At 59.9% G+C, this 24,373-nt stretch carries 13 protein-coding genes and 1 pseudogene; 5 read left to right on the top strand and 9 right to left on the bottom strand.

Annotation, left to right across the window (positions count from 1 at the left end):
• Positions 1 to 2: 2 nt before the first annotated feature.
• A complete protein-coding gene (treS, locus tag QMK54_RS14800; protein WP_320402807.1) occupies positions 3 to 3,344 on the bottom strand; it encodes a maltose alpha-D-glucosyltransferase in 3,342 nt (1,113 codons plus the stop codon).
• Between the two features lie 199 nt (positions 3,345 to 3,543).
• Positions 3,544 to 5,541, bottom strand: a complete 1,998-nt coding sequence (locus QMK54_RS14795; protein WP_320402806.1) for an alpha-1,4-glucan--maltose-1-phosphate maltosyltransferase — start codon at positions 5,539 to 5,541, stop codon at positions 3,544 to 3,546.
• 204 nt (positions 5,542 to 5,745) lie between these two features.
• On the opposite strand from QMK54_RS14795, the gene QMK54_RS14790 reads away from it, so the two are divergent.
• Together QMK54_RS14790 and QMK54_RS14785 are read left to right on the top strand one after the other, a co-directional pair.
• Positions 5,746 to 5,913 (top strand): hypothetical protein, encoded by a 168-nt coding sequence (locus tag QMK54_RS14790; RefSeq protein ID WP_181432150.1) that lies wholly within the window; start codon positions 5,746 to 5,748, stop codon positions 5,911 to 5,913.
• Between the two features lie 246 nt (positions 5,914 to 6,159).
• Positions 6,160 to 6,399 carry a hypothetical protein gene (locus QMK54_RS14785; protein ID WP_223596283.1) on the top strand — a complete coding sequence of 80 codons (240 nt, stop codon included), beginning with the start codon at positions 6,160 to 6,162 and terminating at the stop codon, positions 6,397 to 6,399.
• Here the strand turns inward: QMK54_RS14785 and QMK54_RS14780 are convergent.
• Positions 6,396 to 6,896: an MgtC/SapB family protein gene (locus tag QMK54_RS14780; RefSeq protein WP_223596285.1), complete on the bottom strand. Its 501-nt coding sequence runs from the start codon at positions 6,894 to 6,896 to the stop codon at positions 6,396 to 6,398. The genes QMK54_RS14785 and QMK54_RS14780 overlap by 4 nt on opposite strands.
• Before the next feature lie 121 nt (positions 6,897 to 7,017).
• Between QMK54_RS14780 and QMK54_RS14775 the strand changes: the two genes are divergently transcribed.
• The 3 genes from QMK54_RS14775 (at position 7,018) to mapR (ending at position 10,511) form a co-directional block, all read left to right on the top strand.
• The gene (locus tag QMK54_RS14775) at positions 7,018 to 7,251 is read left to right on the top strand and encodes a DUF3203 family protein (protein ID WP_223596287.1); all 234 of its coding nucleotides are present in this window, start codon (positions 7,018 to 7,020) and stop codon (positions 7,249 to 7,251) included.
• Between the two features lie 195 nt (positions 7,252 to 7,446).
• On the top strand, positions 7,447 to 8,859 hold the full coding sequence (gene ccoG, locus QMK54_RS14770; protein ID WP_320402805.1) for a cytochrome c oxidase accessory protein CcoG: 1,413 nt from the start codon (positions 7,447 to 7,449) through the stop codon (positions 8,857 to 8,859).
• A gap of 230 nt (positions 8,860 to 9,089) precedes the next feature.
• Entirely contained in the window at positions 9,090 to 10,511 is a 1,422-nt protein-coding gene (gene mapR / locus QMK54_RS14765) for a GntR family transcriptional regulator MpaR (protein WP_320402804.1), read from the top strand.
• A 1-nt stretch (position 10,512) separates the two neighbouring features.
• Here mapR and QMK54_RS14760 read toward each other — a convergent pair whose 3' ends face one another.
• The 6 genes and pseudogenes from QMK54_RS14760 to QMK54_RS14735 all read right to left on the bottom strand — a co-directional run bounded on the left by QMK54_RS14760 (position 10,513) and on the right by QMK54_RS14735 (position 24,299).
• On the bottom strand, positions 10,513 to 13,290 hold the full coding sequence (locus QMK54_RS14760) for an RHS repeat-associated core domain-containing protein (protein WP_320402803.1): 2,778 nt from the start codon (positions 13,288 to 13,290) through the stop codon (positions 10,513 to 10,515).
• Between the two features lie 96 nt (positions 13,291 to 13,386).
• Positions 13,387 to 14,133: an SDR family oxidoreductase gene (locus QMK54_RS14755; protein WP_110661933.1), complete on the bottom strand. Its 747-nt coding sequence runs from the start codon at positions 14,131 to 14,133 to the stop codon at positions 13,387 to 13,389.
• A 240-nt stretch (positions 14,134 to 14,373) separates the two neighbouring features.
• Complete coding sequence (locus tag QMK54_RS14750) at positions 14,374 to 16,455, bottom strand: putative bifunctional diguanylate cyclase/phosphodiesterase (protein ID WP_320402802.1); 2,082 nt, start codon at positions 16,453 to 16,455, stop codon at positions 14,374 to 14,376.
• A 523-nt stretch (positions 16,456 to 16,978) separates the two neighbouring features.
• A pseudogene (locus QMK54_RS14745) lies at positions 16,979 to 18,036 on the bottom strand (IS110 family transposase).
• Positions 18,037 to 19,713: 1,677 nt separating this feature from the next.
• The gene (locus QMK54_RS14740) at positions 19,714 to 21,195 is read right to left on the bottom strand and encodes an efflux transporter outer membrane subunit (RefSeq protein ID WP_320402801.1); all 1,482 of its coding nucleotides are present in this window, start codon (positions 21,193 to 21,195) and stop codon (positions 19,714 to 19,716) included.
• Positions 21,192 to 24,299, bottom strand: a complete 3,108-nt coding sequence (locus QMK54_RS14735; RefSeq protein ID WP_223596354.1) for an efflux RND transporter permease subunit — start codon at positions 24,297 to 24,299, stop codon at positions 21,192 to 21,194. The genes QMK54_RS14740 and QMK54_RS14735 overlap by 4 nt, the downstream gene beginning before the upstream one ends.
• Positions 24,300 to 24,373 lie beyond the last annotated feature (74 nt).

Raw genomic sequence — 24,373 nt, 5'->3', positions numbered from 1 at the left:
GACTACTCTCCACCAAGACCGGAAAAGGGTTTAAGCCCACTCAATAATCCATATAAACCGTGCAACGGCACGGGCAACCAGGTGGGGCGATTTTCCGCCTCATAGGCCACTTCATACGCCGCCTTCTCCAGACCGAACAACGCAAGCGCCGCATCCTCGCCTTCGGGATCTTGCCATGCATGGGCAAGACTAGCTGCCGCTAGCCGATAAGCGTCGACAAATGCTTGCCGCGCCTCGCTCAAGTAGCGCTCGGTGACCCGCAAGCGCGCGGCATCGGCCGCTGGGGTGTTCTCGACGCCCTGCGCATTGATCGCCATCGCCGCCGCATAGTCGAAGGAGCGCAGCACACCGCTGACATCCTTGTACGGGCTGTGCTTGCCCCGTCGTTCACGCAATGGTCGCGCCGGTTCTCCTTCAAAATCGATCAGATAGGCATCGCCCTTGATCACCAGCACCTGTCCCAGGTGTAAATCGCCATGTACACGTATGCGCAAGCCGCCCGCGGTCTGTTTACCCAACGCTTGTACATGGCCGAGGATGGCTTTTTTGTTGTCCAGTAAATGGCCGACCAGTATCTGGTCCGCCGGGTTCAGTTGATTTTTACGCTGCTTGAGCAAGTCCAGCGCATGCTCGATTTGTGCCGCCACATCCTTGGCCGTGGCCTGGGCATCTTTCTGCGTGGTGACCTGCGGCAGGAAGTCCGGGTTGGCACTCGGTGCCGCCAGTAGCTGATGCATTTCCCCCAGGCGCCGACCCAGCATAGCGGCGAAATCTTTCAGTTCGCCGAGCGCGTTGTAGTGTTGTTCCTGCTCGGACATGGCGTCGGCCAGTTCATCGCGCAGCGCCCGTTCGAGGTTGTTCTGCGTCCATTCCCAGGCGTCGCCCTGATTGCTCAAATAGCCCTGGGCGATCATCAGCAGGTTATCTTCGCCGGCCGCATCCCGGCGCACCACCGCACCGAGCAATGGCGAAATATTGCTGAACCCGGCTTCGGTCAGGTAGGCACTCATCTCAAGCTCAGGATGCACGCCGCAGGCGACTTTGCGAATCAGTTTCAACACCAGGCTGTTGCCGATCACCACCGAGCTGTTGGACTGCTCGGCCGACAGGTAACGCACCGGCGACTCGGCATTGAGGCCGAGCTTTTCCAGCTCGGCGGTGGACTCGAAGCGGATGTCGCCCTCGCTGGAGGCCAATACGGTGCCGGCCTGGATGCCCTGCAGTACGGCATGCACAAAGGTTTCCAGGCTGAAGGCATCGGTGATCAGGCCGACCTGGCGTCCGCGCCGTACCCGCGACAACGCCAATTGCTGGGGCAACGGAGTACCCACCTGATCTTCCGGGATAAAACCGAACGGCAACTGGTAGCGGCTGATCTGGCCACCGCTGGTGACGTTGATCTCACTGAACAGTACCGGATGCTGCGGATCGCCGAAGCGCACGCCATAGGCCAGATCGACCTGTTCGATGGCGGCGTCCTTGCCGGCGAACCAGCGGCGGTTTTGCAACCAGTTCGGCAGGATGCTTTGCTCCAGCGTGGTGCGTGATGGTGCCTCGAGCAGTTCCTCCATGCGCTTTTTCAGCACCAGCGTGGTGAAGTCCGGCAGGCTTTGCGCGGGCTCCACATGCCAGCTCGGCATCTGGTTTTCCGCGGCGAGGCCGAACCAGTAGAAGCCATAAGGCGCCAGTGTCAGGAGGAAATTCAACTGGCCGATGGGGGGGAACGCATTACCCCCGAGCATTTCCACCGGCACCATGCCGACATAGGCCGACAAATCCAGCTCGGCGGCCTGGGCGCTGCGCGACACGTTGGCCACGCACAGAATGACTTCGTGCTTGCCGTCCACCCCGGTGTATTCGCGGGTGTAGGCCAGAATCCGCCGGTTGCTGGGCGACAGCATCTTCAACGTACCGCGCCCAAAGGCCTTGGATTGCTTGCGCACGGCGAGCATGCGCCGAGTCCAGTTCAACAGCGAATGCGGGTCGCCGGCCTGGGTTTCGACGTTGACCGACAGGTAGCCGTATTGCGGGTCCATGATCGGCGGCAGCACCAGGCTGGCCGGGTCGGCTCGGGAGAAACCACCGTTGCGGTCGATGGACCATTGCATCGGCGTGCGCACGCCGTCACGGTCGCCGAGGTAGATGTTGTCGCCCATGCCGATTTCGTCGCCGTAATACAGGGTCGGCGTGCCGGGCATCGACAGCAACAGGCTGTTGAGCAACTCGACCCGGCGGCGGTCGCGCTCCACCAGTGGCGCCAGGCGACGGCGAATCCCCAGGTTGATCCGCGCCCGGCGGTCAGCGGCGTAGTAATTCCACAGGTAGTCGCGTTCCTTGTCGGTGACCATCTCCAGGGTCAACTCATCGTGGTTGCGCAGGAAGATTGCCCATTGGCAATTGGCGGGAATGTCCGGGGTCTGGCGCAGAATGTCGGTGATCGGGAAGCGATCTTCCTGGGCCAGCGCCATGTACATGCGCGGCATCAACGGGAAGTGAAAAGCCATGTGGCATTCGTCGCCATTGAGGCCTTTCTTGTCGGTGTCGCCGAAGTACAACTGGGTGTCTTCCGGCCACTGATTGGCTTCGGCCAACAGCATGCGATCGGGGTAGTTGGCGTCGATTTCGGCGCGGATCTGTTTCAGGACGTCATGGGTTTCCGGCAGGTTCTCGTTGTTGGTGCCATCGCGCTCGATCAGGTAGGGAATGGCGTCCAGGCGCAAGCCGTCAATGCCCATGTCGAGCCAGTAACGCATCACCGACAGCACCGCTTTCATCACTTGCGGATTATCGAAATTCAGGTCCGGCTGGTGAGAGTAGAAACGGTGCCAGAAGTATTGCCCGGCGACCGGGTCCCAGGTCCAGTTGGACTTCTCGGTGTCGAGGAAAATGATGCGGGTGCCGTCGTACTTCTGATCGTCATCGGACCACACGTAGAAGTCCCGGGCGGCTGAACCTTTTTTGGCCTTGCGGGCGCGCTGGAACCACGGGTGCTGGTCGGACGTGTGGTTGATGACCAGCTCGGTGATCACCCGCAGGCCGCGTTTGTGTGCCTCGGCAATGAACCGCTTGGCATCGGCCATGGTGCCGTAGTCACTGTGCACGCCACGGTACTCGGCGATGTCATAACCGTCGTCGCGCCGTGGCGAGGGATAGAACGGCAACAACCAAATGGTGTTGACGCCCAGGTCGGCGATGTAATCGAGTTTGGCGATGAGGCCGGGGAAATCGCCGATCCCGTCGTTGTTGGAGTCGAAATACGATTTGACGTGAACTTGATAGATCACCGCGTCCTTGTACCAGAGCGGGTCCTTGATGAACGTGGCTGCCTTGGGTTTCTTCGCCATGTGAAACTCCTGTTCAATTCAAAGTAACCACCACAGAGCCGGGAAACTTTGGATGGGGCACCTATCGCCTGTAGGAGCCGGCTTGCTGGCGATAGCGGTGTGTCAGGCGCCATCCATGTAAATTGATGCGCAGCCATCGCCAGCAAGCCGGCTCCTACAGGTCTACATTGCCCTCTCGCCACGGGTGTCTGTGATGTATTTATGAGGCAGTAATGCGCCAAATCCCGAACGGCTGATACGCCGGGTCGATCCGCATGAATTGCTGCTTGCCGTGCCAGGTCCAGCGATGACCATTCATCAAGTCTTCGCCCTGGGTGCTGGCGTCGTCCGGCAAACCCATTTCCCACAACGGCAACTCGAAGTTCGCCTCCTGCACGTTGTGCGGATCGAGGCTGACCGCCACCAGAATGAAATTGCTGCCGTCATAGCTGCGCTTGCCGAAGTACAGGATGTTGTCGTTCCAGGCGTTGTAGACCTTCAGCCCCAGATGCGTGTGCAGCGCCGGGTTCTGCCGGCGGATGCGGTTGAGCTGGGCGATCTCGGCGATGATGTTGCCCGGCGCATTGAAGTCCCGCGGGCGGATCTCGTACTTCTCGGAATCGAGGTATTCCTCCTTGCCCGGCACCGGCGCCGACTCGCACAGCTCGAAACCCGAGTACATGCCCCACAAGCCCGAGCCCATGGTCGCCAGCACGGCGCGGATGAGAAACCCGGAGCGCCCGGATTCATGCAGGAATGCTGGATTGATGTCCGGCGTATTGACGAAGAAATTCGGCCGGTAGCATTCACGCCACGGCGATTCGTTGAGTTCGGTGAAATAGGTCGCCAGTTCGGCCTTGGTGTTGCGCCAGGTGAAATAGGTGTAGCTCTGGGAGTAACCGACCTTGCCCAGGCGCGCCATCATCGCCGGGGTGGTGAAGGCTTCGGCGAGGAAGATCACCTCGGGGTACAACGCCCGTACATCGGCGATCAGCCATTGCCAGAACGGCAACGGCTTGGTGTGCGGGTTATCGACGCGAAAGATCTTCACGCCCTCCTCGACCCAGCCGACCACGATGTCGCGCAGTTCCACCCACAGGCTGGGAATCGCCTCGGGGGCATAGAAGTCGACGTTGACGATGTCCTGGTACTTCTTCGGCGGGTTCTCCGCGTATTTGATCGTGCCGTCCGGTCGCCAATTGAACCAGCCGGGGTGTTGCTTGAGCCACGGATGGTCCTGGGAGCACTGGATGGCAAAATCCAGGGCGATTTCAAGACCATGGGCCGCGGCGGCCGCCACCAGTCGGCGGAAGTCTTCGCGGGTGCCCAACTGCTGGTGAATCGCCTCGTGCCCGCCCTCTTCGCTGCCGATTGCATAGGGACTGCCCGGATCATCGGGGCCCGCCGTCAGCGAGTTGTTCGGGCCTTTGCGATAGCTGCGCCCGATCGGGTGGATCGGCGGGAAATACAGCACGTCGAAACCCATGTCCTGGATCATCGCCAGCCGCGAATGCACGTCGTTGAAAGTACCGTGGCGTTGCGGACTGTCGGTGATCGAACGCGGAAACAGTTCATACCAACTGGCAAACTGCGCCAACTCGCGCTCCACATCCACCGGGTACTCCGGGCTCAGGCTCAGATAGGCGCGATGATCGACGCGGGCCATGAGGTCGGCGCTACGCGGGTGCAAAAACAGTGCGACCTGCTCGGTTTCAAGCAGTCCTGACAGTTCATGGTGCAAGGCCGCCAGTTGCTCGCTGAGTTGCCCTTCGCTACGTTCGGCGGCTTGCTGCACATGAATCCGCCCTTCCTGCAGCTCCAGGCTGACGGGAACCGCCGCCGCATGTTTCTTTTCCAGCTCATAGCGAAAACTGGCGAACTGATCGATCCACGCTTCGATACAGAACAGATACCGGCCCTGGCTGTGGACACGGAACTGCCCTTGCCAGCCGTTGTTGCCCAGATCGTTCATGACCGCGCTGTGCCAAACGTCCTCGTCATCGGCCCGCCAGCGTACGCGAACCGCCAGCTTGTCATGCCCGTCGGCGAACACCTTGGCCGTCACCACCACATCCTGACCCACCACGGACTTGACCGCGAACTGCCCGCCTTCAAGGGTCGGCATGATGTTTTCAATGACGATACGCGGCAGCAACAACGCCTGCGACAGCGGCATGTGCGGGTTGTAGCTCAACTCAGTCGGTTTTTCAGCCGTCATCGAGCCTCTCTCCTTACGCCCCATGGACGCGCTGGTGTCTGGTCGCCATCCCGTCGGGCCATCCGCCCCGGAATGGACTCACTTTAGGTTCCGAGCGACAGTCGTCGGGAAAAGTTCAGCGACAATTTGCGGAATCAAATCCTTCGCGCCGCAGTCCACCTACTTAAGCACGACTCACGCCATGTGCCACCGGAGGCTTGAACAATGAACAATCCATTCCCGGCTGAAACCCCCGATCCGAACATCGATGACCCGGTGATCCCGCCGACGGATCCTCAACCGGTGCCCGAACAGGACCCGCCCGGCACGACCCCGCCGCCAAGGGAAGAACCACCCGCGACGATGCCGCCGGTGATTGTGAATCCTGAATGAAGACAGTTGATCGTTCCTGCCTCAAAGCCAGGGACGATCATGAAAAATGAATGACACTTCCCAAGAACGCGTAGTACCGATCCGAAAACACCAGTTCTGCCCGTTCGACACTTTACGGAACTTGCACCCTGCGCCTTATATAGCCACCACTCCATCAGTCTTGAGCGTGGCCAGCCATGAAAACTTTTTTTTCCAGCGTCAGCGAATTCACAGACATAGCGAGCGCACAGCACCACGCGCTCAACCGTGAACGATCAACCGACGGCTGGCCTTCCCTTGAAAATATTCAACTACGAATTTCTTTGCTTCGATGCCGAACGCAATCGCTCTGAGCTTTCAACCAGAAGCTCAATCATCAAGGATCTGGAGAATCATCTGCTGCACTGTGAAATGGACTACAGCCAGCATGAACTCTCGGAATCAAAGTGCGACGAGCAGGAATCAGATTGTGAAGCGACCTCCGCAGACCGGGTGAATACCTCCTAGGGCCCGCGATCCTTGTCAATCAGCCTCACGATGCTCGGCATCACACTGAACACCCCGAGCGCCAACAGTGTGCTGAGCACCGCCGTCGCCTCCCGGCCCAGCCCGGCTGCAACGCCAATGGCGGCGGTCATCCACAGGCCGGCGGCGGTGGTCAGGCCCTTGACGTGGCCTTCGTCGCCCTCCTGGTTTTTCAGGATGGTGCCGGCCCCCAGGAAACCGATCCCGGCGATCACGCCCTGCACCACCCGGCTCATGGCGTCGGCCTGTGAGCCGGACATCTGTGGCACCAGCACGAACAGCGCGGCCCCCATCGCCACCAGCATATGGGTGCGCACGCCAGCAGCCTTGCCCTGGTGTTCGCGTTCGAACCCGAGAATCCCACCTAGCACGGCGGCCATCAACAGGCGCACGGTCATCCGCGTCAGTTGCGAGGCATCGGTGATGTCGGCGAACTCGGCTTGCAGGGTCACCCAGACTTCGTGCCACCAGGCGTTCATGGGGTTGTCCTTGAGGGGGGCCATGGACGGTGGACCGCAGCGACCATTAATCGGTTGCACAGAACGATGTCCGGTGGTTGCGGCCTGAATCTTTAGACTCCGCTAAAAAAAGGATTCCGCCATGACTGTACGCATCGAGAACCAGACCGGCTTTTTCACCACCGAAAATGGCGAATACATTCGTCTGTGTCCCGACGTGACCATCGTCACCGATGGCCGCAAAGCCATGTCGGCAGTGGACATCGAAGGCCACCGCATCTACATCACCGAAGCCGAGGCCAACGCCTTGACCGTCGCCGGCGCAGTGGATGGACGCCGACACTTGAAAGCCACCGACAGTGGTTCGGTGATTTGACTGGCATTGATCAACTTCCTCCGCCGCTGTTTCTACCTGGCGTTTGCGCCCCTGCGTGGCGGGTGCTTCAAGTTGTCGCAGGCCGTGCGCCCCGGGCTATCTGATCCGCTTTTTAATGCGATACCTGAGTCTGTTATGTAAACAGATCGCCGCTCATAGTGCTCATGCCTGATGGAGGCTGATGAGCGAAAGACCATGAGCGAGAGAATCCCCGTCCGAACCGTAGAAACATTCGAGCCTTCACGTCCAAAGATGAAGGCCAAAACCAGCGACAACCTGATCCACACCCGCAGCTTCACCGGGCTGTTCCGCACCCTGCGCATCAGTGGCGCGGGCTTTCTGTTTTTGCTGTTCTTCGGCACCGTGTGGTTGAACTGGGGCGGCCGCCAGGCGGTGCTCTGGGACCTTTCCGAAAGCAAGTTCCATATCTTCGGCGCGACTTTCTGGCCGCAGGATTTCATCCTGCTCTCGGCGCTGCTGATCATTGCCGCCTTCGGCCTGTTTGCGATCACGGTGTTCGCGGGACGGGTCTGGTGTGGTTACACCTGCCCACAAAGCTCCTGGACCTGGATCTTCATGTGGTGCGAGAAGATCACCGAAGGCGAACGCAACCAGCGAATCAAGTTGCAGGCCGCGCCGTGGGGCCTGAACAAACTGATGCGGCGTTCGGCCAAGCACACCTTGTGGCTGGCCATCAGCCTGCTGACCGGCCTGACCTTTGTCGGCTACTTCACACCGATCCGGCCACTGGCCGAAGAACTGCTGAGCCTGCAAATGAGCGGCGTCAGTCTGTTCTGGGTGCTGTTTTTTACCGGCGCCACCTACATCAATGCCGGCTGGCTGCGTGAAGCAGTGTGCATGCACATGTGTCCCTACGCGCGCTTCCAGAGCGTGATGTTCGACAAGGACACCCTGACCATTTCCTACGACGTGGCCCGTGGTGAAAACCGTGGCCCGCGCAAACGCGAGGTCAAGCCCGCCGACGTGGGTTTGGGCGATTGCATCGATTGCCAGCTCTGCGTACAGGTCTGCCCGACCGGCATCGACATTCGCGATGGCTTGCAGATGGAGTGCATCGGTTGCGCGGCGTGCATCGACGCCTGTGATTCGATCATGGACAAAATGGGCTACGCCCGGGGATTGATCAGCTATACCTCCGAGCATCAGTTGCAGGGTGGCAAGACACACCTGCTGCGCCCGCGCCTGATCGGCTACACCGCCGTGCTGCTGGTAATGATCGCCGCCCTGGTGGTGGCGCTGATGGAGCGGCCGATGGTGTCGCTCGATGTCAGCAAGGACCGTGGCCTGTTCCGCGAGAACAGCCAGGGGCAGATCGAAAACATCTACAGTCTGAAAGTGATCAACAAGACCCAGCAGCGCCAGGACTACCAATTGCACCTGGTCGATGCCGATGATTTCGAGTTGCAAGGCAAGACCGAGTTGAGCCTGGCACCGGGCGAAATTGTCGACGTGCCGGTGTCGGTGGCGATGCTCACCGAGCGTCCGGCCAGCAGTTCGCAAAGCATCAGTTTCAAGGTGATCGACAGCGATGACCCTGACGTCTACAGCGTGGCAAAGAGCCGGTTTGTTGCGCCGATGAATCGCTGAACCTTTAAGATGCAGACTTTGGTGAAGTGCAACCCTGTTTTGGCAATGCAATCCTCTGTGGCGAGGGGGCTTGCCCCCGTTCGGCTGCGAAGCAGTCGTCAATCCGACGACTCGGTGTTGTGGAATGAAAAAAAGCAGGGCCGCTTTGCGCCCCAACGGGGGCAAGCCCCCTCGCCACAGGCAAGCCCCCTCGCCGCAGTAAATCGAATCGACTCCATGACGGGACACCGATGAAACGCTACGAAAAATTCGCCGACGACATCGCAGAACTGATCCGATCCGGCGTCCTGGGTCCCGGCCAGCGCGTACCCTCGGTTCGCTACGCCAGCCAGACCTATGGCGTCAGCCCGTCGACGGTGTTCCAGGCCTACTACCTGCTGGAACGTCGCGGACTGATCCGCGCTCGTCCGCGTTCCGGATACTTCGTCAACGCCCATGCACCACGGCCGTTTTCCGAACCGGAGATCAGTAGCCAGGTCAATGAGTCCACCGAGGTCGATGTCAGCGAACTGGTGTTCTCGGTGCTCGACTCGATCAAGGACCCGAACACCGTGCCCTTCGGCTCGGCGTTCCCCAGCCCTACGTTGTTTCCCCTGCAACGCTTGTCCCGCTCCCTGGCCAGCGCCAGCCGCGAAATGGACCCGCGCATGGTCGTCACCGACATGTCGCCAGGCAACCCGCAACTGCGTCGGCAAATCGCCCTGCGCTACATGGTCGGCGGGCTGATGCTACCCATGGAAGAACTGCTGATCACCAACGGTGCCCTGGAAGCGCTCAACCTGTGCCTGCAAGCGGTGACCGAGCCCGGCGACCTGGTAGCCATCGAAGCCCCGGCGTTCTACGCCTGCCTGCAAGTGCTCGAACGCCTGAAGCTCAAGGCCGTGGAAATCCCCGTGCACCCGCGCGACGGCATCGACCTCGGCGTGCTCGAGCAAACCCTGGAACGCCATCCGATCAAAGCCTGCTGGTGCATGACCAGTTTCCAGAACCCCATGGGCGCGACCGTGCCCGAGGCCAAGAAACAGCAGCTGGTGGAATTGTTGCGCCGCCACCAGGTGCCGTTGATCGAAGACGATGTCTACGCCGAACTGTATTACGGCCAACAAGCACCAAAACCGGCCAAGGCCTTTGATACCGAAGGCCTGGTGATGCACTGCGGCTCGTTCGCCAAGAGCCTGGCCCCCGGTTACCGCATCGGTTGGGTCGCCGCCGGGCGTTTTGCGCAAAAAATCGAACGGCTGAAACTCATGACCTCGCTGTGCGCATCAATGCCGGCCCAAGCCGCCATCGCCGATTACCTGCAACACGGTGGTTACGACCGGCACCTGCGTAAGTTGCGCCACGCGCTGGAAGACCAGCAAAGCGCCATGCTCGCCGCCATCGCCCGCTATTTCCCGGCGCAGACACGGGTCAGTCAACCGGCGGGTGGATACTTTTTGTGGCTGGAACTGCCGGAGCAGATGGATTCGTTGAAGTTGTTTCAGATGGCGCTGGCGCAGGGCATCAGCATTGCACCGGGGCCGATCTTTTCGCCGGCGCAGCGGTTCAGGAATTGTATTCGGTTGAATTATGGCAGCCCGTGGGATGAGGTTTCGGAGAAGGCTATGGAGACGTTGGGGCGGATTGTGCGGTCGTTTTCAAACACAAATTGACCTATCGTTCATCCATACGTCTCTTGGAGTGCACTCTACTTAGAGCGCTCGAAATTGATGCAAAAGTATCTGCATTCTTTAGCGCCATCCTTGTTCTAACTTCAGGGCTTGCCTTAAACCTAACAATAGACTTGTCTATTTTTTTAGTTTTTAGGCCCCCCATAAATTCAGGCTCCACATCGTCCGCCTTGACATGCCCACGCATCATTCTCTTCGACTGATAGAGAAACTCCGACCGCTCATATTCATCGTTGGGAGTTAGGCCATACTGATCGACATCATCGCCAAAGCCTTTCTTCTCCGCAAAGCTCATACGATACCAATAATCTTTAGTATCAAGAGCCAAATGTGAAACTTCATGTATCAAGAGCATGGCGTTAGCTTCAACTGTATTCCTCCTTACATCATCACTTAAATAAACCTTGCTCCTTCTATCATATCTAAATACTTTCGCGTTATAACCCGTCCAATTATCCCCATCAAGAAGCACTACTTTTCGCGAGCCAGGCCCATACCTTTTCATAAAGCCTTCCATTTTAATCATATTATTTTTTAGCATTAATACATCTTGCAAAGACACCTCCCCAACATATCCCTCGATAATATTTTTTTCAAATAAAGGGTGTTGGATTTCTGCAGTTGCATTCATCAAGATATTCTTCGCCCTGGAAAATGCTGAATCCAGACCTTTCGCCATTTCCGGTTCTCTCAACCTCACTTCTTCAAACCCGCGCGCAACAACCAACCCCCCAATACCATCATAAGTCTCAATGACAAAATCATTTAAAGCAGCAAAAGCTGAACAACTACCTAAATCATCAAAATAACTTACCGGACCACTCTTAACAAACCGATAAAAATTCAACCCATCCACATCCCCCGCCGGATCCGGATTCAACCAGCGTTGCAACCAAGGCGCGTAATACCGCGCCCCATAATAATAAAGCCCCGTCGCATCCCGTTCCTTGCCTGAATAACGAATGGTCTTGTACCCGATTTCCACTTCATGCCGTCCGGCCAGCCATGCCGTGCCGCCAAAGGGGTAATACACTTCCTGGCTGATCACCTTCGCCTGGGCGTCTACCTCAAAGGCACTCGATCCCAGGTGATCATCGAAGCAAAAACGCAATTGGTCGTTGTCCATTTCGGCCGGTGGCGGGCTATCCCAATGCAACAGACGCACGGTGCAGCGGCCGGCCTGAATGCTGACTACTTGCAGCTGTTCCCCCGTGGCGCTGTTGCTGTGCAGTTCGAGGCCGGGCAGATAACGCACTTCGGCGGTATGGGCGATGGATTTCGCTGCGGTCGTGCGGGTTTTGCGCAGGCGCGTGCCTTCGCTGTCGTAGACATATCGCTCTAGATCGTCAGCGCCATTGACCCGAACGACGGGTGTGACCTGAGCCAACTGGCTTCGCCCGTTCCATTGCAAGCCTTGCCCGGGTTGAAGCTCCAACAGATTGCCCCGAGCGTCGAACGACTCATCCACGCCGGTTTGAGTGGGGTGGACCTTGACGCTGCGATTACTCAGCGGGGCGACGCGCATGCTCAGGGTATCGCCCACCGCGCCATGATGGATACGCTGCAACAGATTGCCCGCTTCATCGTAATCGTAGGTTTCGCTGTAGTTGCACCAGCGGCTGCCATCCGGCGGGCCGTACGTCTGCCACTCTGGTAAGGCAGGACCGAATGAGGGCCTGACGGTTTCCCAGCCGGTCGCGCTGATCAATTGGTAAAGCGTGTCGTACCTGAAGCGCCGCACCGGTTCGATGCGCTGGTTGGCAAAATGCTGGATGGGTAAAGCAGCGTCGGTGATTTCGGTGATGTTGCCAACCGGGTCGTAACAGTAACTCAGCTTCTGCAAAAAGCTCTGATCCGGGCATTGAGTGGCCAGCAGCATTAGGTGCCCATCGGACGGATTATAAACGCTAGTGGTGCGCATGCCATTGCCGGCGAGTTCATGTTCAACTTGACCTGAAGCGCTGTAATGGATGGCACTGACCAGCGTATCGACGCCTTGTTGTCCAGAGCGCTTTAGCCCCACCGAACGCAATTGACCAGCGCGATCATGCGCAAAATACTGGGTATGACCTTTGGCATCGGTTTGCGCTGCCACTTCGCCGGTAGACGCGAAGCGCCACGAAGTCTGAGCGCCGGTGCCTGGCTCCAGCAAGCGGTCCCGGTCTGTGTACAGCGCTGGCCAGTCAACCGGAGCGAAGCTGTTGAGGAAGTGCCGACGCTCATGCAGTACCACCGCCGACAGCCCATAGTCGGTCATCAATCGACTACCTGCCGGGTCGTCCTGGCGGATGGGTTGGCCACAGCAGTTATACCGGGCGTGATCATCCGAAACGCCCCCGAACGTCATTCGCTCGACACAGCGCTCGGGTTCACCCGAAACCTGCTCATGCACTGCGACAGGCCGCAGCAATGGATCATGTTCAGTGCGACGATGCCAGCCACGTTGATCCCATGACTCAAGCACCTGCCCTGCCGCACCCGCCAACCCGAGTTGCCACCCGGCATCGACGCTGTCGCTGCACAGCGCCTGCCCCGTCAGGTTATGGATCGTGGTGAGGTTCGCCGGGACCGAGGCATCGCTCTGACGCAAGGCAAACAATCGCGGATCGCGTTGTTGAACGAGGCGGCCAAGCGGATCGAAAACCTGCTGCGTTACCCGCGCAGTGATCGGTTTGACGGCCGCCAGTCGATGGTACGCCAGCGCACGAACGGCTAAACCGCGCGGGTCAACAACGTTGATCGATGGTGTGTGCCTGTTCAAATCGAGGCGTCCCTTCAAAGACTACCGCGAATCTAGGCGCATCCCGGAAGGAACGTCTACTGTCAGGAATGACAGTAGACACCACGCGAATTCCTCTTAACGACCACCACCGAGATCAACAAACGTCCCCGTCGCATAAGAAGCCTTGTCCGACAGCAGCCAGACAATCGCCTCCGCCACTTCGTCCGGACGTCCGCCCCGGGCCATCGGGATCGCCGATTCCAGTTTGCTGACCCGATCCGGATCACCGCTCAAGGCGTGGAAATCGGTGTAGATGTAGCCCGGACGCACGGCGTTGACCCGAATCCCCTCGCCCGCCACTTCCTTGGACAGACCGATGGTGAACGAGTCCAGCGCGCCTTTGGAGGCCGCGTAGTCGACGTACTCGTTGGGCGAGCCCAAGCGCGAGGCCACCGAAGACACGTTGACGATGCTGCCACCCTGCCCGCCGTGTTTGGGCGACATGCGCAGGATCGCGTGCTTGGCGCAGAGGATCGGCGCCAGGACGTTGGTTTTCATGATTTTGAGAATGCGGAACTCGGACATCTCGTCGACCCGGGACTTTTGCCCGACGGTGCCGGCGTTGTTCACCAGCGCGGTGACCCGGCCAAGTTCGCTGTCTACCCGATTGAACAGCGCGATGACTTCGTCTTCGATGCTGACGTCGGCCCGTACCGCAATGGCTTGCGCACCGAGGGCGCGGACTTGCTCCAGCACGCTGAGTGCAGATTGTTCGTCGGCCTGGTAGTTGATGCAGATCCGATAGCCCTGCGCGGCGGCCAACAGAGCGGTGGCGGCCCCAATGCCGCGGCTGCCGCCGGTGATGACGATGACTTTATCCATGCGAGCTTTCCCCCAATCAAAGCTTAAGCGGTCGGGGGCAAGAATAACCGCCATTGGCGGTTTTTGCATGAATTCGACAGAGCATTGTGGCGAGGGAGCTTGCTCCCGTTCGGCTGCGAAGCAGTCGCGATTTCAGTTGACTCTGCAGGCTGAAAAGCGGGGGCCGCTTTGCGACCCAGCGGGAGCAAGCTCCCTCGCCACGGCAAGCTCCCTAGCCACAGCAAGCTCCCTCGCCACGGGTCAACTGGCGACCAGTGCCTCGCCGCGATGGATTTCCATCATGAAACCTGCGGCCGGCAGCGGATGCCCCAGCAGGTAACCCTGCAACGAATCGCAACCGAGTCGCGTCAGGAAGTCTTGCTGCGAGCCCGTCTCCACTCCCTCGGCAACGATGCGCAACCCCAGCGCCTGGCCGAGGGCGACGATGGCCGAAACAATGGCGGCGTCATCGCTGTCGTGCTCCAGGTCGCGGACAAAACCGCGGTCGATCTTCAGTTCATTGGCCGGCAGGCGCTTGAGGTACATCAAACTCGAATAGCCGGTGCCAAAATCGTCGATGGACAGGTCAACGCCCATTTCCGACAGTTCCTGAAGCACCGTCATGCTCGCATCGGCATCGCTCATGGCCGTGGTTTCAGTGATTTCCAGGGTCAGGCTGTTGGCCGGCAGATGGTGAGTGGCCAAGGCCTTGGCGACGCTCTGGACCAGTCCCGCATGGCAAAACTGGATGGCAGACAGGTTCACCGCGATGCGCCAATCGGTATAGCCCAGCACGTACCACTCGCGCATCTGGCGGCATGCTTCGTTGAGCACCCACTCGCCGATCGGAATGATCAGCCCGGTCTTTTCCGCCAGTTCGATGAATTTGTCCGGCAATAGCATTCCTTGCGTCGGGTGCTCCCAGCGCAACAAGGCCTCGGCGCCCACCGGACGGCCATTGGCGGCGTCGAACTTGGGCTGGTAATGCAGGCTGAACTCCCGATGCTCCACGGCATTGCGCAGATCCTGCAGCAATTGCAGCTGCTTGCGCGCGTTGCTGTTCATTGACGCATCGAAAAAGCTGTAGCCGTTTTTACCTGCGCCCTTGGCGTGATACATCGCCGCGTCGGCGTTCATCAGCAACTCGTGGGCGGACTGGCCGTTACCCGGGTAGAGCGCGATGCCGACGCTGGCGGAGATATGCAGATCATGTTCGGTCACCCGGAACGCCCGCGCGATCAACCCGACCTGACGGGCCGCGAGGTTCAAGGCGTCGTTCTGTTCGCTCAATTGCACCAGCAACACGAACTCATCGCCGCCGATCCGCGCCAAGGTGTCCTGGCTGCGCAGGTCTTCGCGCAGACGCTGGGCCACTTCGCGCAACAGCAGATCACCCATATGGTGGCCGAAGGCATCGTTGACCGGTTTGAAGCCGTCCAGATCGATGAACATCAGGGCAAAGCAGCCCCCTTCTTCCCGGACCCGCGACATGGCCTGATCGATTCGGTCGGCGAGCAACGTCCGGTTCGGCAACCCGGTGAGGGTGTCGTGCAGGGCCAGTTGGGTCAATTCCCGGTTGGCCTCGGTCAACGACTGCGCCAGGCTCGCGGTGCGAGCCTCCAGGCGTGCATCGAGGATCGAGGTCAGCAAGGCGATGCTCAGCACCGCCAGCGTGGTGATCAGCACCAGGTTGTCCAAGCCCTTGCCGCTCAGGCCATTGACCGCCGCCCCGCAAAAACTGCCATCGGCAAAACGTGCAGCGGCCATGCCGGTGTAGTGCATGCCGACGATGGCGATGCCCATGATCACGGCGGCGCCGCCACGGATCAGGCGGACATAAGGCGTGTGCTGGCGCAGATGGAAAGCGATCCACAATGCCGCGCCCGATGCACCGACCGCGATCATCAGCGAAGCGCCGAACAGCGTCGGGTCATAATCGATGCCCGGTTGCATGCGCATGGCCGCCATGCCGGTGTAGTGCATCGCGCTGATGCCAGCACCCATGACCAACGCGCCAAAGGCCAGTTGCCAGGCCGGCAATTGCGGCTGGCTGACCAGCCACAGGGCAAAACCGCTGGAGAGCACGCCGATCAGCAGCGACAACAGGGTGATCATGCCGTCGTAACCCAGGTCGATCGGCAACTTGAACGCGAGCATGCCGATAAAATGCATCGACCAGATGCCGACGCCCATGGCAATGGCCCCGCCCGCGGTCCACAAATGCACGGCGCGGCCTTTGGCGGTGGCAATGCGTCCGGTCAGGTCGAGGGCGGTGTATGACGCGAGAATCGCTACGCAGAGCGAAATGATAACCAGGGTGGGGGAATAGCTACCGATGAGCATGGGGACTTCTCGCGCATGCCCCTGTTAATGGTATTGATTCTCGCTGGGGGGCAAATGCGGCGATTGTACTGATTCCAAATGAGAACGCACTCACAAAATAAGCAAAAGGCCATCAGGCCGATGAAACGCCTGTTTTAAGGTTTTACATTAACTCGCATCGTCAACACAAACCTTGTAGGAGCCGGCTTGCTGGCGATGGACTCCAGTGCGCCGCGTTTATCCAGTTTGTACGCGTCATCTTTCACGATCATCGCTGGCAAGCCAGCTCCTATGTATGGACTCGCCCCCACTGTCTACCCGCTTTTGAAAAACCGCTGCCCCGTTGCATCTATGTATTAGGCCTATTCGTGGAAGCCGTCTTCGGCTTCTGGCCAAAATTGGAAAAGCTCGTGGTATGCCGATTACAGTCAGGCCTCGAAGGCCAGTAGGAGCTTAGGCATCAATCCACGCCGGTCTTACCTGGGGTCAATTTTTTTCAGCAGAGGGTCAGACGGTTAGTACCTCGGTGGCAGAACTCTGTCGCTCAGTGGCCCATCGTCGCTGGCTGGCCATCACCCGCGTGGCGACGATAAGTCTGGTCATTCTGTAGAAGCACCCAGACGATTCGCAGGTTGCGGTTGGCTAGCCTGATCGCAGCCTCCTTGCGGCCCAACCGGCTCATCCAGTGCAACAAGCGGCGGTCATCGGGTTGCTGGGAATCAGGTCGTAGTTGTTGCAGCACCGCATGGGCCCCTGGATCATCAGGCTGCGTAAATAAGCATCACCTCGCTTGGTCATGCCCCCCAACCGGACCGTCTCCCCGCTGCTGTGCTGGTCAGGCACCATGCCAAAGTACGCGGCAAACTTGCGGGCATTGGGAAATCGCTCAGGCTTGGTTTCCTTGGCCACCAGTGCCGTGGCAGTGACCGGGCCGATGCCGCGCACAGTCATTAGCCGCTTCGCCGTCATGTCAGCGTTGGCGGCCACTTCCAGGCGTCCCGTCAGTACGCTGATGCGCTCGCCCAAATGGCGCCACTCGGCCAACAGTTCGTCGATCAGCTCACGCAGCAGGCCCGGCACCGGCTGGGTGGCATCTTCCAGCACCCGCGGGATTTTCTGGCTGATCGCAACATCGCCCTGTGCCAAGGCTACGCCGTGCTCAAGCAGCAGGCCGCGCATCTGATTACTGAGGGCCGTGCGTCGACGCACATAGCCCTGGCGGGCACGATGCAACGCCTGCATTGCCAGCGCCGCAACACTTTTGACCGGTACTGCGCAGATTTTTTCATCGCGATTGGCCCGCAGAATCGCCAGCGCATCGTTGCGATCATTTTTAGGCCCGCTGCGATGTGTGGCCACCAAACCGGCTGGAAGAATCCGCACCGGATTACCTTGCTCTTGCAGCTGCCGGGCCCAGGCCTGGGCACCCGGACCGGTCTCCATCAAAACCACGACATGCGCCGGCAACTGTCGGAGAAAATCATAAAACGCCTCGCGCGACTTGATCCGCTGCTCGTAGCGCACCTGGCCGAGGATATCTTCACCGGCGACCTGAAAGACCTGTTTGGCCAAGTCGACCGCCAAGGTTGTGCAGGCCGACAAATCGGAAGAAGACACGGATTGATCAAACGAACTATGATTTTTCATGGACTCGCCCTCGCTGTCGTTGGCTGTTTAGACTGCCACCGTGGCGCATTGACGCCTCGGCTTGGGCGAGTCCATCCAATTACACGGGACCGCGTCCTGGTCGAAATGATGTGAACACCAAACTGTAGGAGCCGGCTTGCTGGCGATGGACTCCAGTGCGCCGCGTTTATCCAGGTCATACGCGTCATCGTTGACGACCATCGCTGGCAAGCCAGCTCCTACAAGAGACCGCGTCCTGGTCGAAATGATGTGAACGCCAAACTGTAGGAGCCGGCTTGCTGGCGATGGACTCAAGTGCGCCGCGTTTGTCCGGTTCATGCGCGTCATCGTTGACGACCATCGCTGGCAAGCCAGCTCCTACAAGGGACCGCGTCCTGGTCGAAATGATGTGAACGCCAAACTGTAGGAGCCGGCTTGCTGGCGATGGACTCCAGTGCGCCGCGTTTGTCCGGTTCATGCGCGTCATCGTTGACGACCATCGCTGGCAAGCCAGCTCCTACACGGGACCGCGTCCTGGTCGAAATGATGTGAACACCAAACTGTAGGAGCCGGCTTGCTGGCGATGGACTCCAGTGCGCCGCGTTTATCCAGTTTGTACGCGTCATCTTTCACGATCATCGCTGGCAAGCCAGCTCCTACACGGGACCGCGTCCTGGTCGAAATGATGTGAACACCAAACTGTAGGAGCCGGCTTGCTGGCGATGGACTCCAGTGCGCCGCGTTTATCCAGTTTGTACGCGTTATCGTTAACGACCATCGCTGGCAAGCCAGCTCCTACACGGGACCGCGTCCGAGTCGAAATGATGTGAACGCCAAACTGTAGGAGCCGGCTTGCTGGCGATGGGCTCCAGTGCGCCGCGTTTGTCCGGTTCATGCGCGTCATCGTTGACGACCATCGCTGGCAAGCCAGCTCCTACACGGGACCGCGTCCTGGTCGAAATGATGTGAACACCAAACTGTAGGAGCCAGCTTGCTGGCGATGGACTCCAGTGCGCCGCGTTTGTCCGGTTCATGCGCGTCATCGTTGACGACCATCGCTGGCAAGCCAGCTCCTACAAGAGACCGCGTCCTGGTCGAAATGATGTGAACACCAAACTGTAGGAGCCGGCTTGCTGGCGATGGACTCCAGTGCGCCGCGTTTGTCCGGTTCATGCGCGTCATCGTTGACGACCATCGCTGGCAAGCCAGCTCCTACACGGGACCGCGTCCGAGTCGAAATGATGTGAACGCCAAACTGTAGGAGCCGGCTTGCTGGCGATGGACTCCAGTGCGCCGCGTTTATCCTGTTTGTACGCGTTATCGTTAACGACCATCGCTGGCAAGCCAGCTCCTACACGGGACCGCGTCCTGGCCGAAATGATGTGAACGCCAAACTGTAGGAGCCGGCTTGCTGGCGATGGACTCAAGTGCGCCGCGTTTGTCCGGTTCATGCGCTTCATCGTTATCCACCATCGCTGGCAAGCCAGCTCCTACAAGGGACCGCGTCCTGGCCGAAATAATGTGAACACCAAACTGTAGGAGCCGGCTTGCTGGCGATGGACTCCAGTGCGCCGCGTTTATCCGGTTTACAGCGTTATCGTTGTCGACCATCGCTGGCAAGCCAGCTCCTACAGGGATTGCAGGGGTCAACCGTTATTGGTTTTCGCTCACCTCAAGCTGCCCGTCCCAGCCACCGCCCAGGGCGGCAATCAATTGCACGCTGGCTATCAGGCGGCTTTGCAGCAGGTCCAGGTTACTGCGTTCATTGTTCAGTGCCGCGGCCTGGGTCACCACCACATCGATGTACGCGATCAAACCGGCCTTGTACTGGTTCTGGGTCAGGCGCAACGATTCGCGGGCAGCGTCCAATGCCTGTTGGCGCACGACGGCTTCGTCCTCAAGCACCTTGAGCTGCACCAGGAAGTTTTCCACTTCGCGGAAACCGTCCAGCACGGTCTGGCGGTACTTGGCCACCGTTTCGTCGTAGGCCGCTTCACTGCGGTCGACTTCCGCCGAGCGCTGGCCGCCGTCGAACAGGGTCATGGCCAATTGCGGCCCGACCGACCAGAAGCGGTTCGGCAGGCTGAACAAGTCTTTCGAGGTACTGCTGCTGTAACCACCGTTCAAACTCAAGGTCAGGTCCGGGTAATAGGCAGCCTTGGCCACACCAATGTTGGCGTTGGCGGCGATCACCGAGCGTTCGGCCGAAGCGATGTCCGGGCGACGTTCCAGCAACTGCGACGGCAGTGCCAAGGGTACTTGCGGCAACTGTGGAATGTCGCTGCTTTCCGCCAGGCTGAACTCGGCCGGCGGCAGGCCGATCAGCACGGCAATGGCGTTCTCGAACTGCGCGCGTTGCCAGATCAGGTCGATCATATCGGCTTCGGTGCTTTTGAGCTGCGTCTGCGCCTGGGCCACTGCGTCCTTGCCGGAAACCCCGGCGCGGTACTGGTTTTCAGTCATTTTCAGCGAACGCCGGTAGGCCTCGACCGTGTCCTGGAGCAAGCGCTTCTGGCCATCGATCACCCGCAATTGCAGGTAGTTCTGCACCAGTTCCGACTGTTGGCTCAGGCGCATGGCCGCCAGGTCGGCAAAGCTCGCCTGGGCATTGGCCGTATCGGCTTCGAGGCCACGCCGCAATTTGCCCCAGATGTCGGCCTCCCAACTGACCCCGGCCTGGGCGGTATAGGTGTCGCGGATACCACTGGAAGAGCTGCTGAGGCTGGAGCTGCTGCTGCCAGTGCCTTGGCTGGAACGGGTCTTGCCGGCCGTAAGGTCGACCGTCGGAAAGAACGCCCCACGGGCACTGCGCACGAGCGCCTGGGCCTGACGGTATTGGGCTTCGGACTGGGCCACCGTCTGGTTCGAGCTGTTGAGTTTCTCGATCAGGCCATTGAGCTGCTGGTCGCCGTACAACTCCCACCACGCACCACGCGCCAAGGCATCGCTCGGATTGGCCTGGCGCCACCCTTCTGCGGCCTTGTACTGCGCTGGCTCGGCGGTTTGCGGGCGCTGGTAATCCGGGCCGACGGCGCAGGCACTGAGCATCGCCACGCACAGAGACAGGCTCAACAAACGCGAGCCTCGGGCCGTGATCAGCGGTGCAGCCAGGTTGAAAAGCGAACGTTCAGTCATAGCGGAGTTTCCAGAGCAGCATCGGTACGCACCCCACGCCATTTATTGAAGCGATGGCGCAGTTTGTCGAGATAGAGGTAGACCACCGGGGTGGTGTATAGCGTCAGCACCTGGCTGAAGATCAGCCCGCCGATGATCGTCAGGCCCAGCGGCTGGCGCATTTCCGCCCCTTCGGCGCGGCTGAGCAGCAGCGGCAAGGCACCGAGGATCGCCGCCAGGGTGGTCATCAGGATCGGCCGCAAACGTTGCAGGCAGGCACTGCGAATCGATTCCAGCGGTGCCATGCCCTGATGACGCTCCAGCTGCAACGCCAGGTCGATCATCAGAATGGCGTTTTTCTTCACCACGCCGATCAGCAGAAACAGCCCCAGCAACGAAATCAGGCTGAATTCGCCGCCCAGCGCATAGATCGATAGCAACGCACCGACCCCGGCCGACGGCAGCGTGGACAGAATGGTCAGCGGGTGAATGTAGCTTTCGTACAACACGCCGAGCACCAGATACACCGCCACCAGGGCACCGAGAATCATGAACGGCTGGCTCTTTTGCGTGGCGGCAAAGGCGTCGGCGGTGCCGGCCATTTTCACGATCACGTCTTCCGGCAAGCCCACCTTGGCAATCGCCCGCTCGATGGCGGCGGTGCCCTGCTCCACGGTCACGCCTTCGGCCATGTCGAAGGAAATGCTCTCCGAGGCAAACTGGCCCTCGTGGCTGACCCGGTCGTCTTCCAGGCTGTTTTCGTAATGAGCGATGGTCGACAACGGGATCCGCGCGCCGTCGGCGGTAATGACCTGGACCTGCTTGAGGGTGATCGGGTCCTGGGCGTATTTCGGATTGACCTCCATCACCACCTGATACTGGTTGAGGCTGTCGTAGATGGTCGAAATCTGCCGCTGGCTGTAGGCGTTGTTCAGCACCGCCGTGACCATGTCCATGTCGACACCCAGGCGCTTGGCCTGGTCGCGGTCGACGATCAGGGTCACTTGCCGGGCACCCCGGCCTTCACGGGCATCGATCGCCGTCAGTTCGGGCAAGGCCCTGAGCGCGGTGACGACTTTCGGATACCACTCGCGCAACGCCCCCAGATCCCCGCTCTGCAGGATGTACGAATACTGCGAGGTGGTCTGCTCGCGGCCGCCACCGAATTGCAGGTCCTGGTCCGCCATGAGCATCAGTTGCGCGCCGGGAACCTTGGGCATTTCCTTGCGCAGGCGTTCGATGACTTTCTGCGCGGAAATGTTGCGCTCCTTGATCGGCTTCAGGCGCACCAGCATGAAGGCGTTGTTGGTGCCGTTGGTGCCGCCGATGAACCCGGCAACGCTTTCCACCGCTTCGTCCTTCAACACAGCCCGGCGGAAAATTTCCATCTTCGGCTGCATCACGCTGAACGACAGGCCGTCGTCGCCGCGTACGAAACCGATCAGTTGCCCTGTATCTTGCTGAGGCATAAACGTTTTAGGAACAACAACATAGAGTGCAATGTTAACGCCAATTGTCACAAACAGACTGAGCAATGTCAGACGCTTGTGGCGCAGCACCCAGTCGAGGCTGGTGGCGTATTTGCCGACCATCCATTCATTGGCCCGTTGGCTCCAGCGTTGCAGGCGGTTCTCCTGCCCCGGCGTGTGCGGCTTGAGCCAGCGCGCGCAGAGCATCGGCGTCAGGGTCAGCGACACCACCAGCGAGACCACGATGGCCGCCGCCAGGGTGATGGAAAACTCGCGGAACAGGCTTTCGATGATCCCGCCCATGAACAGGATCGACAGGAACACCGCTACCAGCGACACGTTCATCGACAGCAAGGTAAAGCCGACTTCCTGGGCGCCCAGGTACGCCGCCTTCATCGGCCGCACGCCTGCGTCGATGTGCCGGGAAATGTTCTCCAGCACCACGATGGCATCGTCCACCACCAGCCCGGTGGCCAGGATCAGCGCCATCAGCGACAGGTTGTTCAGCGAAAAGCCGTAGAGGTACATCACGGCAAAGGTGCCGACCAGCGATACCGGCACCGCCAGGGTCGGGATCAGCGAGGCGCGGAAGTTACCGAGAAACAGGAACACCACCAGGATCACCAGTGCCACGGCGATCAGCAGGGTCATTTCCGCCTCGTGCAGTGTCGCCTTGATCACCGGCGAACGGTCCATGGCGAGGTTCAGCTTGACGCTGGCCGGCAGCACCGCCTGCAACGCCGGCAATTGCGCCTTGATCTCGTTGACCGTCTCGATGATGTTGGCACCGGCCTGGCGGTTGATCACCAGCAGCACCGCCGCGTCGTCGTTGAAGAAGCCGCTGTTGTAGCGGTCCTCGACGCCGTCGCTGACCTTGGCCACATCCTTCAGGCGCAGGGCCGCGCCGCCGTTGTAGTGGATGATCAGCGATTCGTAGTCCTTGGCTTTTTCCAGCTGGTCGTTGGCCTGGACCTGCCACAGCCGCTGGTCATCTTCGACCGAGCCCTTGGGCCGGCGCACGTTGGCATTGGCGATGGTGTTGCGCACATCGTCGAGGGCCACGCCGTACTGGTTCAGCGACTGCGGTTCGAGTTCGATACGTACCGCCGGCAGGGAACTGCCGCCGATCTGCACCTCGCCCACGCCCTGCACCTGGGACAGGCTCTGGGACAGGATCGTCGAGGCCAGGTCATAGAGCTGGCCTTTTTCCAGCACGTCCGAGGTCAGCGACAGCACCATGATCGGCGCCTGGGACGGGTTGACCTTCTTGTAGGTCGGCATGCTGCGCATCCCGCTCGGCAGCAGGGTGCGCGAGGCATTGATAGCCGCTTGCACTTCCCGCGCCGCACCATTGATGTCGCGGTCCAGGTCAAATTGCAGGATCACCCGGGTCGAACCCTGGCTGGAGCGGCTGCTCATGGTGTTGACCCCGGCGATGGTGCCGAAGGAGCGCTCCAGCGGCGTGGCCACGGTCGACGCCATGACCTCGGGGCTCGCCCCGGGCAGGCTGGCCTGGACCACGATCACCGGAAAGTCCATTTGCGGCAGCGGCGACACGGGCAGCAAACCGAAGCTCACACCGCCCAGCAGCATGATCGCCAGGCTCAGCAACATGGTCGCGACCGGGCGCTTGATGAAAGGTCCCGAAAGGTTCATCGATGGCGGCCCCCTGTGGGAGCGGGCTTGCTCGCGAAGAGGGCTTTGCATTCAACATCCCTGTCGACTGACCG

Source organism: Pseudomonas sp. P5_109 (assembly GCF_034009455.1).
GTDB lineage: Bacteria > Pseudomonadota > Gammaproteobacteria > Pseudomonadales > Pseudomonadaceae > Aquipseudomonas.
The sequence above is the reverse complement of the archived record's forward strand: the minus strand, read 5'-3'. Positions and strand labels throughout refer to the sequence as shown.